This is a genomic window from Geopseudomonas aromaticivorans, assembly GCF_019097855.1.
Classification (GTDB): domain Bacteria; phylum Pseudomonadota; class Gammaproteobacteria; order Pseudomonadales; family Pseudomonadaceae; genus Geopseudomonas; species Geopseudomonas aromaticivorans.
The window spans coordinates 160860-175057 of record NZ_JAHRGL010000030.1 but is presented as its reverse complement, the minus strand read 5'-3'; the positions used below and the strand labels follow the sequence as shown (position 1 = coordinate 175057).

Here is a 14198-nt window from a genome sequence, read left to right as displayed (position 1 = left end):
TCAACAAAAAACCGTGTTCGCCATGATGTTCAAGCTACGCCCGTTCCTGGCTTCGCTGCTGCTGGGTCTGCTGATCCTCGCGCCCTTCGCCGGCGCCGCCGACGCCCTGCCCAGTGCCGCTACCGTGCAGAAACAGCTCGACGCCCTGGAGGCGCGCAAGCTGCCGGAGGCCGAGCACAAGGCCCTGCAGGACACCCTGCAGCAGACTCTCGACCATTTGCAGACCCTCAAGGGCAGCAGCGCCGAGCTGGCCAGTCTCAAGCAGCAGCTGGCCGCCGCGCCCAAGCAGACCCTCGAGGCCCAGCGCGAACTGGCGCAGCTCAAGCCGCTGGTCGCCGAAGAGCTGGGCAAGCGCTACGCCAGCCTGCCCACCGCCCAGCTGGAAGGCATGCTCGGCGAGCGGCTGACCCAGCTCAACGACTGGCAGGCGCAGCTGGCCCAGGCCACCAACGCCCTGATCAACGCGCAGACCCGCCCGGAGCGCGCCCAGGCCGAGATCAGCGCCAACCAGACCCGCGCCCAGCTCATCCGCGAAAAGCTCAAGAGCGGCAAGGACAACAACCAGCCGCTCGGCCCCGAGCAGCTGACCCTGCTGCAGAGCGAGCTGGCCGCGCTGGAGGCCGTCTCCCTGCTGCGCCGCGAGGAACTGGCCGGGACCACTGCCCTGCAGGATCTCAGTGCCAGCCAGCGCGCCCTGCTGACCCAGCGCATCGCCCGGCTCGAGGCCGAGATCCTCGCCCTGCAGAACAGCCTCAACACCAAGCGCCGCGAGGAATCGGCGGAAACCGTCGCCCAGCTGTCGCGCGAAAGCATCGACAACCAGCGCGGCAGCCTGCTCGCCACCCAGGCCGACCTCAACCTGGCCTTGAGCGACTACCTGCTCAAGTCCACCGACCGCGCCAACGAGCTGATCCGCAAGAACATCGAGACCAAGCAGCAGCTCGACTCCATCACCCAGGCCGAACAGGCCCTCGATGAACAGATCGACGTGCTCAAGGGCAGCCTGCTGCTGACCCGCATTCTCTACCAGCAGAAGAACGCCCTGCCCAAGGTCAGCGTCGACAAGAACCTTGCCGACGAGATCGCCGACCTGCGCCTGTACCAGTTCGAGCTGAACCAGCGCCGCGCCGAGATCGTCAACCCGACCCAGTACGTCGCCAACCTGCTCGCCGGCCAGCCGGACGCCAGCGTCACCCCCGACCTGCGCAGCCAGCTGGAGCAGCTGACCCGCGCGCGCCTGGCGCTGCTCGACCGCCTCAACACCGAACTGGGCAACCTGCTGACCCAGGCCATCACCCTGCAGCTCAACCAGAAGCAGCTGCTCGCCACCAGCGCCAGCCTGAGCCGCACCCTCGACGAGCAGATGTTCTGGATCGCCAGCAACAAGCCGCTCGACCTCGAATGGTTCAAGGAAGTGCCCGGCCGCCTGCAGCGCCAGCTCGACGCCCTGCCGATCCAGGACAGCGCCACGGCCATCGGCCACGGCCTGATCGGCCAGCCGCTGCTGTTTCTGCCGCTGGTGGTGCTGCTCGCCGCCCTGCTCACCGGCCGCCCCTGGCTGCGCCGCCAGCTGGCGCGCATCGACGACGAGGTTGACCACCTGCACCGCTACCGCCAGCTGCTGACCCCGCTGGCGGTGCTCTACCACTTCCTGCTGGTGCTGCCGCTGCCGCTGATCGTCGCCGCCTGCGGTCTGGTGCTGATCAAGGATCCGCAGGCCGGCACCACCATCTTCGGCGAGTCGCTGCTCAAGCTGGCCCAGGCCCTGAGCGTCTTCGGCGTCAGCTACCGCCTGCTGGCCCGCGGCAGCGTGATCGAGCGGCACTTCGGCTGGGATCCGGCGCGGGTGCAGAGCCTCTATCGTCAGGTGCGCCAGCTCGGCCTGGTGGTCATGCCGATGGTGCTGGTGGTGAGCATCGCCCAACGCCAGCTCAGCGGGCTGGCCGAGGACGTGCTGGGCATCTTCATCGTCCTCAGCGGCTTCCTGCTGATGAGCGGCATCCTGCTGCGCATCATGCGCAGCCAGCCGCCGTTCTTCGGCTCGCGGGTGCTGCACTTCATCGCCGCACTGCTGCTGGTCGGCCTGCCGCTGGCCCACGTGCTGCTGGTCGGCTTCGGCTACTACTACACCGCACTCAAGCTCACCGGCCGCCTGCTCGACAGCCTGTACATCATCGCCATCTGGACCGTGGTGCAGTCGATGGTGCTGCACGGCCTCGACATCGCCGCCCGCCGCCTGGCCCTGCAGCGTGCCCACGCGCGCCGCCAGCAGCCGGCCCGCGAAGGCGCCGATGGCGAGCTGATCGAGGAGCCGACCCTGGCCCTCGAGCAGGTCAACCAGCAGTCGATGCGCCTGGTGCGCCTGGGCCTGCTGCTCGGCTTCGTCGGCATCTTCTACTTCGTCTGGGCCGACCTGCTGGCGGTGTTCACCTACCTCGACAGCGTGGACCTCTACGAATACACCAGCGGCAGCGGCGATACCGCGGTGCGCGTGCCGATCAGCCTGAGCGACCTGATCGGCGCCCTGGTCATCCTGGTGATCACCCTGATCCTCGCGCGCAACCTGCCGGGCCTCTTGGAAATGCTGGTGCTGTCGCGCCTCAACCTGGCCCAGGGCAGCGCCTACGCCACCACCGCCCTGCTGTCCTACGCGATCATGGCCTTCGGCCTGGTCAGCACCCTGTCGACTCTCGGCCTGAGCTGGGACAAGCTGCAATGGCTGGTGGCGGCGCTGTCGGTGGGTATCGGCTTCGGCATGCAGGAGATCTTCGCCAACTTCATCTCCGGCCTGATCATCCTGTTCGAGCGGCCAGTGCGCATCGGCGACGTGGTGACCATCGGCAACCTGTCCGGCTCGGTGAGCAAGATCCGCATCCGCGCCACCACCATCGTCGACTTCGACCGCAAGGAAATCATCGTCCCCAACAAGACCTTCATCACCAGCCAGCTGGTCAACTGGTCGCTGAGCGACACCGTCACCCGCGTCACCATCAAGATCGGCGTGGCCTACGGCTCGGACCTCGACCTGGTGCGCCGGCTGCTGCTGGAGATCGCCCGCAACAACCCGCGGGTGCTCAAGGAGCCGGAGCCGACGGTGCTGTTCCTCACCTTCAACGAGAGCACGCTCGACCACGAACTGCGCATCCACGTGCGCGAGCTGGGCGACCGCAACGCGGCGGTCGACGAGATCAACCGCGAGATCGACCGCCTGTTTCGCGAGCACGACATCGACATCGCCTTTCGCCAGCTCGACGTGCTCGTGAAGAACCTGCAGGGCCAGCACCTGCAACTGGTCAACGAGCAGGCGCTGCCGCCGAGCGATGCGAGCAAGGCGGCCAAGGCCTGACTGGACGGCCCGCGGCAATTCCCAGCACAATGCTCGGGAATTGCCGGAGGCCTTCGTGAACACTCTCGACCAGCTCGAATTCGACAACCGCTTCGCCCGCCTGGGTGACACCTTCTCCACCCGCGTGCAGCCGCAACCCATCGAGCAGCCGCGGCTGGTGGTGGCCAGCGCGGCGGCCATGGCCCTGCTCGACCTCGCCCCGGGCGAAGCCGAACGTCCCGAGTTCGCCGAACTGTGTTCCGGGCACAAGCTGTGGAGCACCGCCGAGCCGCGGGCGATGGTCTACTCAGGGCACCAGTTCGGCCAGTACAACCCGCAGCTCGGCGACGGTCGCGGCCTGCTGCTCGGCGAGGTGGTCAACGCCGCCGGCGAGCACTGGGACCTGCACCTCAAGGGCGCCGGCTATACGCCCTACTCGCGCATGGGCGACGGCCGCGCGGTGCTGCGCTCTTCGATCCGCGAGTTCCTCGCCAGCGAGGCGCTGGCGGCGCTGGGCATCCCCACGACCCGCGCGCTGTGCGTCACCGCCTCGAGCACCCCGGTGTACCGCGAGCGCACCGAAACCGCGGCCATGCTGCTGCGCCTGGCGCCCAGCCACCTGCGCTTCGGCCACTTCGAATTCTTCTACTACTCCCGCCAGCACGACGCCCTGCGCCAGCTCGCCGAGCACGCCCTGGACTGCCACTTCCCGGAGTGCCGCGAGCAGGAACAGCCGTTCAGCGCCTTGTTCCGCACCGTGGTCGAGCGCACCGCCGAAACCATCGCCCTGTGGCAGGCCTACGGCTTCTGCCACGGGGTGATGAACACCGACAACATGTCGCTGCTCGGCCTGACCTTCGACTACGGCCCCTACGCCTTCCTCGACGACTTCGACGCCCGCCACGTGTGCAACCACTCCGACGACAGCGGCCGCTACAGCTTCGAGAACCAGGTACCGATCGCCCACTGGAACCTCTCCGCGCTGGGCCAGGCGCTGACCCCGCTGGTGACGGTGGAGCATCTACGCGAATCGCTTGGCCTGTTCCTGCCGCGCTACCAGGCCCGCTATCTCGAGCTCATGCGCCAGCGCCTCGGCCTGCGCACGGCCGAGGGCGGCGACGAGGTGCTGGTGCAGCGCCTGCTGGCGCTGATGCAGCAAGGCGGCGTGGACTACAACCTGTTCTTCCGCCACCTGGGCGAGCAGCCGGCCGCGCAGTCCCTGCAGACGCTGCGGGCGGACTTCGTCGATCTGGCCGGCTTCGACGGCTGGAGTACCGAGTTCCTCGCCCGGGTCGCCCGCGATGGCGTTGACGACGAGGCACTGCGCCGCGCGCGCATGCACGCCGTCAATCCGCTGTACGTGCTGCGCAACTACCTGGCCCAGCAGGCCATCGCGGCCGCCGAACAGGGTGACTACCGCGTGGTGCGCGAGCTACATGCGGTGCTGGCGCACCCGTTCGACCAGCAGCCGGGCATGGACCGCTATGCCGAGCGCCCGCCGGAGTGGGGCAAGCACCTGGAGATCAGCTGCTCGTCGTGAGCCGCGCTCAGCCCTGCCCCAGTCGTCGCAGCGCCTCCAGGCGAAAGGCGATGTTCTGCTCCAGCTCGGCCAGCTGACGCTGCAGGCGCCGGCGAGTGCTCTCGTCCGCCGCGGCGCCAAGGGCCTCGCGCAATTGCGCGCGCTGCTGGAACAGCTCGACTTCCGCCGGCGGCACGCCGGCACTCTTGAGGACCTGGAAGGCCATGCGCAGCCCCGGCGGGGTCTGCAGCCAGGCCTCGTCGATCTGCAGCGGTTTGCCTTGGCCCGACTTCAGCTGCCCGGCCGCTTCCGCCTCGGCGAGCTTGCGGCCGATCTCGTCGTCCAGAGTCCCCATGTCCCCTCCCCGCTCCGCCACTGCCCGGACGACCATGGTACGCCCGGCCAGGCCGCGTCGGCATTGCGCCGCCCACCCCGCTGGTCGGCGTCGCCATGCGGGTGTAGCCGCTGCACGCGGCGTCATAAGTACAGAATGATCCGGTCTTAAAACCACCACGCCCGTTTGCCTCACGTCATTGACCGGAGCCGGTGGCGCTCGGCATGCTGCGCGTTTTCCCTGCCCACGAAGGAATGCGCGCGCATGAAAGCGGAAACCCTGGCCATCCACGCCGGCTACAGCCCCGACCCGACCACCAAGGCGGTGGCGGTGCCGATCTACCAGACCACCTCCTACGCCTTCGACGACACCCAGCACGGCGCCGACCTATTCGACCTCAAGGTCGCCGGCAACATCTACACGCGGATCATGAACCCGACCACCGACGTGCTGGAAAAGCGCGTGGCGGCGCTGGAGGGCGGCGTGGCGGCGCTGGCGGTGGCCAGCGGCATGGCGGCGATCACCTACGCGATCCAGACCATCGCCGGGGTCGGCGACAACATCGTCTCGGTGGCCAAGCTGTACGGCGGCACCTATAACCTGTTCGCCCATACCCTGCCGCGCCAGGGCATCGAGGTGCGCTTCGCGCCCCACGACGACATCGCCGCGCTGGAAGCGCTGATCGACGCCAACACCAAGGCGGTGTTCTGCGAATCGATCGGCAACCCGGCGGGCAACATCGTCGACCTGCAGGCGCTGGCCGACGCCGCGCATCGCCATGGCGTACCGCTGATCGTCGACAACACCGTGGCCACGCCGATCCTCTGCCGGCCGTTCGAGCACGGCGCCGACATCGTGGTGCACTCGCTGACCAAGTACATCGGCGGCCACGGCACCAGCATCGGCGGCATCGTGGTCGACTCCGGCAAGTTCCCCTGGGCGGACAACAAGGCACGCTTCCCGCTGCTCAACACCCCGGATCCGTCCTACCACGGCGTGACCTACACCGAGGCCTTCGGCCCGGCGGCGTTCATCGGCCGCTGCCGCGTGGTGCCGCTGCGCAACACCGGCGCCGCGCTTTCGCCGTTCAACGCCTTCCTGATCCTGCAGGGCCTGGAAACCCTGCCGCTGCGCATGGAACGCCACTGCGAGAACGCGCGCAAGGTCGCCGAGTTCCTGCAGAGCCATCCGCAGGTCAGCTGGGTGAAGTACGCCGGGCTCCCCGACCACCCGGAGCACGCGCTGGCGCAGCGCTACATGGGCGGCCAGCCGGCGTCGATCCTGTCGTTCGGCATCGTTGGCGGCATCGAGGCGGCGGCCAGGTTCATCGACGCGCTCAAGCTGGTGGTGCGCCTGGTCAACATCGGCGACGCCAAGTCGCTGGCCTGCCACCCGGCCTCCACCACCCACCGCCAGCTCAACGACGAGGAGCTGGCCCAGGCCGGCGTGTCCCGGGACCTGGTGCGCCTGTCGATCGGCATCGAGCATATCGACGACATCCTTGCCGACCTGACCCAGGCGCTGGAAGCCTCGAAAGGCTGATCCCCGTAGGGTGCGCCGCGCGCACCGCCGCGCGGCGCACCCTACGCAGCCTTGATATCCCCGCCGCCGGCCCCACACTAGGCTCATCACCCTGTGGAGCCCGCCATGACCGACTCGCTGATCATCCCCTGCCCGCACTGCAGCGGCCTCAACCGCATCCCCGCCGCCCGTCTCGGCGAGGCGCCGCGCTGCGGGCGCTGCAAGAGTGCCGTGCTGCCCGGCACGCCGTTCGCCGTCGACGCCGCCGGCTTCGCCGCCCAGCTCAAGGGCGACCTGCCGCTGCTGCTCGACGTCTGGGCCGACTGGTGCGGGCCGTGCAAGGCCTTCGCGCCGACCTTCGCGCAGGCCGCCCGCGAGCTGTCCGGGCGCGTGCGCCTGGCCAAGCTGGACAGCGAGGCCAACCAGCCGCTGGCCGCCCAGCTGGACATCCGCTCGATTCCCAGCCTGATTCTGTTCAAGGGCGGCGTGGAGGTAGCGCGCCAGAGCGGCGCTCTGGCGCTGCCGCAGCTGCGTGCCTGGCTGCGCCAGCATGGCCTGCCGACGTAGGGTGCGCCGCGCGCCCCCACTGGCCGCGTCAAGGCGTGGTGCGCATGGCGCATCCTACGGCCGGCAGGACAGCCCGCGCCTCACGCGGCATACTGGCGCCCTTAGTCCAGCCGCATGAGACCGCCATGGTTCAGCACATCCTCGTCGCCCACGACCTCAGTCCCGAGGCCGACCTGGCCCTGCAGCGCGGGGTGCAACTGGCGCTGCAGAACGGCGCGCGTCTGACCCTGCTGCATGTACCGACAACGGCGGCCGCGGACGACACAGCGATCCGCGCGCGACTGCAAGCGCGCCTGCAGGCCCTCGGCCTGCCCCAGGGCAAGGTGCTGCTGCGCCGCGGCCGGCCGGTGGTGGAAATCCTCCTGCAGGCGCGCGGCCTGGCAATCGACCTGCTGGTGCTTGGCGCCCATCACCGGCAATCGCCACAGGGCTTTGCCGGCACCACCCTCGAGCGCATCCTGCAGAGCAGCCCGGCGCCGGTGCTGCTGGCGGTCAACGCCGAGCCGGCCCCCTGGACCCGCGCCCTGGTGGCGCTGGACTACTCGCCCTGCGCCAGTCGCGCCCTGCGCCAGGCGTGGGCGCTGCTGGGCGACGGTGCCACGCTGCACGCCCTGCATATCCACGAGGTGGCAGAAGTCCATGCGAGCGAGGATCCGGTCGCGGTGGCATTCGAGCGCGAGCTGTTCGATCGCCTGGTGAGCGACGAGGGCAGCGCCCTGCCGGCGCGTCCCGCCCAGCTCAGCCACGAACTGCGCCACGGCGAGCGCGAGTCCTGCCTGCAGGCGGTGCTGGCCGAGCGCCAGCCGCAACTGCTGGCCCTCGGCGCCCACAGTCGCGGCATGCTGGCCGACGTCCTGCTCGGCAGCCTGGCGCTCGAGCTGCTGCGCCAACCGCCGTGCGACGTGCTGGTGGTGCGCTAGCGGCTCAGGCCACCGCGCCGGAGTGCTCGCCGGCCTGGCTCAGTCGGCGTTTTCCAGATACTCGTGCAGTTCGACGAACTGCCGGGTCAGCTTGTGCCGCGGATCGAGGTGGATCAGCGGCGTACAGGCCTGGTGCGACTCGCGCATCTTCACCGAAGCCCCCAGGTACACCGGCAGCACTGGCAGCTGCTCGGCGAGCAGCTCGTCGAGCAGCTGCTGCGGCAGCGCGGCGCGCGGCTGGAACTGGTTGACCACGATACCCTCGACCTCGAGGTCCTCGTTATGGTCCTCGCGCAGTTCCTCCAGCTCGGCGAGCAGGCCGTACAGCGCCTGGCGCGAAAAACTGTCGCAGTCGAAGGGGATCAGTACGCGATCGGCGGCGATCAGCGCGGAAACCGTGTAGAAGTTCAGCGCCGGCGGGGTATCCAGGTAGATCCGCTCGTAATCCTCGTCCAGCTCGTCGAGCAGTTTGCGCAGCTTGTTGATCTTGTGCTTGGCCTCCAGCTTTGGCTGCAGGTCGGCCAGCTCGGCACTGGCGGTGACCAGATGCAGGTTGGCGAAGGGCGTCTCGACCACCTTGACCTTCGGCTTCTTGCCCAGACCGCCGGCCAGGGTCTGCTTGAAGAAGTCGGCGATGCCCTGCGGGACGTCCTCGCCGGTCAGGCCGCTGAGGTAGTGGGTGGAGTTGGCCTGGCTGTCGAGGTCGATCAGCAGGGTACGATAGCCCTGCGCCGCACTCACCGCCGCCAGGTTGCAGGCGATGCTCGACTTGCCGACCCCGCCCTTCTGATTGAACACCACACGCCGCATGAAAATACCCTCCTGATTGGTGTTGTCCGTATGCCTGCAACGTGCAGTTTATTGCAGAGTTATGATCAGATTATTGCAGTATTGTGATTTCAACTGGCAACGATGCTTTTCCCCGGGCCTCCCGCTCGAGCAGCTCGGCGAAGCGCTGCACCAGCGGCGAGCGCTCATCCTGTCGGCGCACCAGCCACACTGCCGTGCTGGCCCCGGCATCGCGCAGGGTGCGGCAGACCACACCGTCGATGCGCATGCGGCTGAACGAGGCCGGCAGCACGGTGACACCGAGACCGGTGGCGACCAGGCCGATCAGGGTCATCGCCTCGCTGGCCTCCTGGACGATGCGCGGGGTGAAGCCGGCGGCCCGCGCCAGGCTGAGCAGCTGGTCGTAGAGACCGGTGCCGAAGCTGCGTGGGAAGAACACGAAGGGCTCCCCGGCCAGCGCCGCCAGGCTCACCCCAGCCTCGCTGCCGAGCGCCAGCGGATGGCCAGCCGGCAGCACCGCCACCAGCGGCTCGACGAACAGCTCCAGCGCCGCCAGCCCCGCCGGCAGCGCGTCCAGCGGGCGCAGCATGCCCACCTGCAAGCGTCCCTCGGCGACCGCTTCGGCCACCCCGCGGCTGCTCAGCTCGCAGAGGTCCAGATGCACGTCCGGGCAGGCCAGGCGGAAGGCCTGGATCGCCCGCGGGATGGTCGAGGTGAACGGCGCCGAGGAGGTGAAGCCGACCTTGAGCTCGCCCAGCTCGCCGCGCTGGGCGCGGCGGGCGATGGCCACCGCCCGCTCCAGCTGGGCCAGCACCTGACGCGCCTCGGGCAGGAACAGCCGGCCGGCCTCGCTCAGCGCCACCCGGCGGTTGGTGCGCTCGAACAGGCGCACGCCCAGCTCCTCCTCCAGGGCCTGGATCTGCTGGCTCAGCGGCGGCTGGGAAATGCCCAGCTGCTGGGCGGCGCGACCGAAGTGCAGCTCTTCGGCAACGGCGATGAAATAGCGCAGGTGGCGGAGTTCCATGACGCCTCTATCGAGTCGCAATACCTATCAGATGAGTCGAATAATATATTGGAACTAAGAATGGCGCCTCGCCTATCCTTGCCGGCATCCCCTCCCGTGACGCCACCCGCGAGGTAGCCATGACTAGCCTTGTCGCCAGCCCTGCGCAAGCGCAGAGTGCCGCCACCGACCCGACCGCCTATGTCGAGAAGGGCACCGCGCAGTTTCGCCGCACCTGCTGGGCGCTGTTCGCCGGCGGTTTCGCCACCTTCGCCCTGCTCTACTGCGTGCAACCGATGCTGCCGGTACTGTCGGTCGCCTTCGCTCTCAGCGCGGCGCAAAGCAGCCTGGTGCTGTCGGTGTCGACCGTGACCCTGGCCGTCGGCCTGCTGTTCACCGGCCCGCTGTCGGACGCCGTCGGCCGCAAGCCGGTGATGGTCACCGCCCTGTGCGCCGCGGCGCTGTGCACCCTGCTCGGCCCGCTGATGCCCAACTGGCACGCCCTGCTGCTGATGCGCGCGCTGGTCGGCCTGTCGCTCAGCGGCCTGGTGGCAGTGGCGATGACCTATCTCAGCGAGGAAATCCATCCCCAGCACCTCGGCCTGTCCATGGGACTGTACATCTCCGGCAACGCCCTCGGCGGCATGAGCGGGCGACTGATCAGTGGCGTGCTGGTGGACTTCTTCTCCTGGCAGGTGGCGGTGGCTACCCTCGGCGGTCTGGCGCTGCTCGCCGCCCTGCTGTTCTGGCGCCTGCTGCCGGACTCGCGAAACTTTCGCGCCACGTCGCTGAGTCTCGCCAACCTGGCCAGCGGCCTGCGCCTGCACCTGTCCGACCGCGGCCTGCCCTGGCTGTTTCTCGAAGCATTCCTGCTGATGGGCGGCTTCGTCACCCTGTTCAACTACATCGGCTACCGCCTGCTCGAGGCGCCCTACGCGCTGAGCATGAGCTGGGTGGGCCTGCTCTCGGTGGTCTACCTGTCGGGCACCTACAGCTCGACCCAGGCCGGCCTGCTGGCCGACCGCCTCGGCCGCCACCGGGTGTTCTGGCCGGCGATCCTGCTGATGCTGGGCGGACTGCTGCTCACCCTGCTGTCTTCGCTACCGGCGATCCTCGCCGGCCTGCTGCTGTTCACCTTCGGTTTCTTCGCCGCCCACTCGCTGGCCAGCAGCTGGGTCGGCCGCCGCGCCCTGCAGGCCCGCGGCCAGGCCTCGTCGCTGTACCTGTTCAGCTACTACCTGGGCTCCAGCATCGCCGGCACCCTCGGCGGCTTCTTCTGGCAGCACGGCGGCTGGACCGGCGTCGGCCTGTTCATCGCCGCCCTGCTGGTGCTAGCCCTGCTGGTAGCGCTGCACCTGTCGCGGCTGCCGCCCAAGCAACCGCAAGTCTGAAGTGCCCCCGTAGGGTGCGACAACTCGCGCAGCGATTGTCCACCAAGCGAACGGCGCCACGCGGCGGGTAGCAAACCGCGGCGCGGGTTTTCTACGGGGTGCCTATCCACACTACAAAAACGCAAAAGCCCGATCGATGATCGGGCTTTTTTTTCAGCTCAGGCGCGGCTCAGTGGTGATACTGCGCCGACAGCTCGTGCACCGCCTCGATGAACACGCCGGCATGCGCCGGGTCGACTTCCGGGGTGATGCCGTGGCCGAGGTTGAACACGTGGCCGCTGCCATTGCCGTAGCGCTCGAGGATGCGCGCCACTTCGGCGCGGATCGCCGTCGGGTTGGCGTACAGCACGGTCGGGTCCATGTTGCCCTGCAGGGCCACCTTGTCGCCGACGCGGGCGCGGGCGTTGCGGATGTCGCAGGTCCAGTCCAGGCCGAGGGCGGTGGCGCCGCTATCGGCCATCGCCTCCAGCCACTGGCCGCCGTTCTTGGTGAACAGGATCACCGGCACTTCGCGGCCTTCGTGCTGACGGATCAGGCCGGCGACGATGCGCTCCATGTAGAACAGCGAGAACTCGCGGTAGGCCGCATCCGACAGGCTGCCGCCCCAGGTGTCGAAGATCTGCACGGCCTGGGCGCCGGCGAGGATCTGCCCGTTGAGGTAGCTGGTGACCGACTGGGCCAGCTTGTCGAGCAGCGCGTGCATCGCCTGCGGGTTGTCGTAGAGCATGGCCTTGGACTTGCGGAAGTCCTTGCTGGAGCCGCCCTCGACCATGTAGGTGGCCAGGGTCCAGGGGCTGCCGGAGAAGCCGATCAGCGGCACGCGGCCGTTGAGCTCGCGGCGGATGGTGCGCACCGCATCCATCACGTAGCCGAGATCCTTCTCCGGATCGGGAATCGGCAGCGCGGCGATGTCGGCCGGGGTGCTGATGACCTTCTTGAAACGCGGGCCTTCGCCGGTCTCGAAGTACAGGCCGAGGCCCATGGCATCCGGGATGGTCAGGATGTCGGAAAACAGGATCGCGGCATCCAGCGGATAGCGGTCCAGCGGCTGCAGGGTCACCTCGCAGGCCAGCTCGGGATTCATGCACAGGCTCATGAAGTCGCCGGCCTTGGCGCGACTGGCACGGTACTCGGGGAGATAGCGTCCGGCCTGACGCATCATCCACACCGGGGTGACGTCGACGGGCTGCTTGAGCAGGGCGCGAAGGAAACGGTCGTTCTTCAGGACGGTCATAACGGCTTCCGGCGAAAATTCAGGCGGGCATTGTCGCAAAGCACAACGCAAAAGGCACGGCGGGTGCCGTGCCTTTCGTGTCGCGCTTGACCGGGGTCAGCCCCGGCAGGGCTCAGACGCCCAGGTAGTCGAGGATGCCTTCGGCGGCCTGACGGCCTTCGAAGATCGCAGTGACCACCAGATCGGAGCCGCGCACCATGTCGCCGCCGGCGAAGATCTTCGGGTTGCCGGTCTGGAACTTGTACTGCGCCTGCTCCGGAGCGACCACGCGGCCCTGGCCGTCGATGGCGATGCCGAACTGCTCGAACCACGGCGCCGGGCTCGGCCGGAAACCGAAGGCGATCACCACGGCGTCGGCCGGCAGGATCTCCTCGGAGCCCGGGATCGGCTCGGGGCTGCGCCGGCCACGGGCATCCGGCTCGCCGAGACGGGTCTCGATCACCTTGACGCCTTCCACGCGGCCTTCGCCGACGATGGCGATGGGCTGGCGGTTGAACAGGAACTTCACGCCCTCGTCCTTGGCGTTCTTCACCTCGCGGCGCGAACCCGGCATGTTTTCCTCGTCGCGGCGATAGGCGCAGGTCACCGCCTTGGCGCCCTGGCGGATCGAGGTGCGGTTGCAGTCCATCGCGGTGTCGCCACCGCCGAGCACCACCACCTTCTTGCCGGCCATGTCGATGAAGTCTTCGGCGGACTTCTCGAAGCCGAGGTTGCGGTTGACGTTGGCGACCAGGAAGTCCAGCGCGTCGTAGACGCCCGGCAGGTCCTCGCCGGCGAAACCGCCCTTCATGTAGCTGTAGGTGCCCATGCCCATGAACACGGCGTCGTACTCGGCGAGCAGCTGGTCCATGGTGACGTCCTTGCCCACCTCGGTGTTGAGGCGGAACTCGATGCCCATGCCGCTGAACACTTCACGGCGACGGGTCAGCACGCTCTTTTCCAGCTTAAACTCGGGGATGCCGAAGGTCAGCAGACCACCAATTTCCGGGTTCTTGTCGAACACCACCGGGGTCACGCCGTTGCGCACCAGCACGTCGGCGCAGCCGAGGCCCGCCGGGCCGGCGCCGATCACCGCGACGCGCTTGCCGGTCGGCACCACCTTGGACATGTCCGGACGCCAGCCCATGGCGAAGGCGGTGTCGGTGATGTACTTCTCCACCGAACCGATGGTCACCGCGCCGAAGCCATCGGCCAGGGTGCAGGCACCCTCGCACAGGCGGTCCTGCGGGCAGACGCGGCCGCAGACTTCCGGCAGGGTGTTGGTCTGGTGCGACAGTTCGGCGGCGGCGAGGATGTTGCCCTCGGACACCAGCTTCAGCCAGTTGGGAATGTAGTTGTGCACCGGGCACTTCCATTCGCAATAGGGGTTGCCGCAACCCAGGCAGCGGTGCGCCTGTTCGGTCGCCTGCTGCGGCTTGAACAGGTCGTAGATCTCGACGAATTCCTTCTTGCGCTGGCGCAGCAGCTTCTTCTTCGGATCCTTGCGGCCGACCTCGATGAACTGGAAGTCGTTGTTCAGACGTTCAGTCATATCAAAACCTCTTTGCTGCAGCCTCAAGTCACGTGCTTCAAGCTGCGAAACTCATCTGGGGAAC

At 68.2% G+C, this 14198-nt stretch carries 11 protein-coding genes; 6 read left to right on the top strand and 5 right to left on the bottom strand.

From position 1 onward, the window contains the following. Window positions 1–22 precede the first annotated feature (22 nt). Both mscK and selO read left to right on the top strand, forming a co-directional pair. Window positions 23–3346 carry a mechanosensitive channel MscK gene (gene mscK, locus KRX52_RS12245; RefSeq protein WP_217682010.1) on the top strand — a complete coding sequence of 1108 codons (3324 nt, stop codon included), beginning with the start codon at window positions 23–25 and terminating at the stop codon, window positions 3344–3346. A gap of 55 nt (window positions 3347–3401) precedes the next feature. After that, window positions 3402–4865: a protein adenylyltransferase SelO gene (selO, locus tag KRX52_RS12240; RefSeq protein ID WP_217682009.1), complete on the top strand. Its 1464-nt coding sequence runs from the start codon at window positions 3402–3404 to the stop codon at window positions 4863–4865. Between the two features lie 7 nt (window positions 4866–4872). Here the strand turns inward: selO and KRX52_RS12235 are convergent, their stop codons facing one another. Next, window positions 4873–5199, bottom strand: coding sequence for a DnaJ family domain-containing protein (locus KRX52_RS12235; protein WP_217682008.1), 327 nt, complete (start codon window positions 5197–5199; stop codon window positions 4873–4875). Between the two features lie 243 nt (window positions 5200–5442). On the opposite strand from KRX52_RS12235, the gene KRX52_RS12230 reads away from it, so the two are divergent. From KRX52_RS12230 to KRX52_RS12220, 3 genes are all read left to right on the top strand, one after another. After that, window positions 5443–6720, top strand: a complete 1278-nt coding sequence (locus KRX52_RS12230; protein ID WP_217682007.1) for a bifunctional O-acetylhomoserine aminocarboxypropyltransferase/cysteine synthase — start codon at window positions 5443–5445, stop codon at window positions 6718–6720. A gap of 105 nt (window positions 6721–6825) precedes the next feature. Next, a complete protein-coding gene (gene trxC, locus KRX52_RS12225; RefSeq protein ID WP_217682006.1) occupies window positions 6826–7266 on the top strand; it encodes a thioredoxin TrxC in 441 nt (146 codons plus the stop codon). A 125-nt stretch (window positions 7267–7391) separates the two neighbouring features. Beyond that, a complete protein-coding gene (locus tag KRX52_RS12220; RefSeq protein WP_217682005.1) occupies window positions 7392–8186 on the top strand; it encodes a universal stress protein in 795 nt (264 codons plus the stop codon). Between the two features lie 39 nt (window positions 8187–8225). Here KRX52_RS12220 and KRX52_RS12215 read toward each other — a convergent pair whose 3' ends face one another. Both KRX52_RS12215 and KRX52_RS12210 read right to left on the bottom strand, forming a co-directional pair. Beyond that, on the bottom strand, window positions 8226–8996 hold the full coding sequence (locus KRX52_RS12215) for a ParA family protein (RefSeq protein ID WP_217682004.1): 771 nt from the start codon (window positions 8994–8996) through the stop codon (window positions 8226–8228). Between the two features lie 70 nt (window positions 8997–9066). Further along, entirely contained in the window at window positions 9067–9999 is a 933-nt protein-coding gene (locus KRX52_RS12210; RefSeq protein ID WP_217682003.1) for a LysR substrate-binding domain-containing protein, read from the bottom strand. A gap of 119 nt (window positions 10000–10118) precedes the next feature. On the opposite strand from KRX52_RS12210, the gene KRX52_RS12205 reads away from it, so the two are divergent. Continuing rightward, window positions 10119–11369, top strand: a complete 1251-nt coding sequence (locus KRX52_RS12205) for an MFS transporter (RefSeq protein ID WP_217682002.1) — start codon at window positions 10119–10121, stop codon at window positions 11367–11369. A gap of 169 nt (window positions 11370–11538) precedes the next feature. Here KRX52_RS12205 and hemE read toward each other — a convergent pair whose 3' ends face one another. Both hemE and KRX52_RS12195 read right to left on the bottom strand, forming a co-directional pair. Further along, window positions 11539–12603, bottom strand: a complete 1065-nt coding sequence (gene hemE, locus KRX52_RS12200) for a uroporphyrinogen decarboxylase (protein WP_217682001.1) — start codon at window positions 12601–12603, stop codon at window positions 11539–11541. A 112-nt stretch (window positions 12604–12715) separates the two neighbouring features. Next, window positions 12716–14134 (bottom strand): FAD-dependent oxidoreductase, encoded by a 1419-nt coding sequence (locus KRX52_RS12195; protein WP_217682000.1) that lies wholly within the window; start codon window positions 14132–14134, stop codon window positions 12716–12718. Between the last annotated feature and the right edge of the window lie 64 nt (window positions 14135–14198).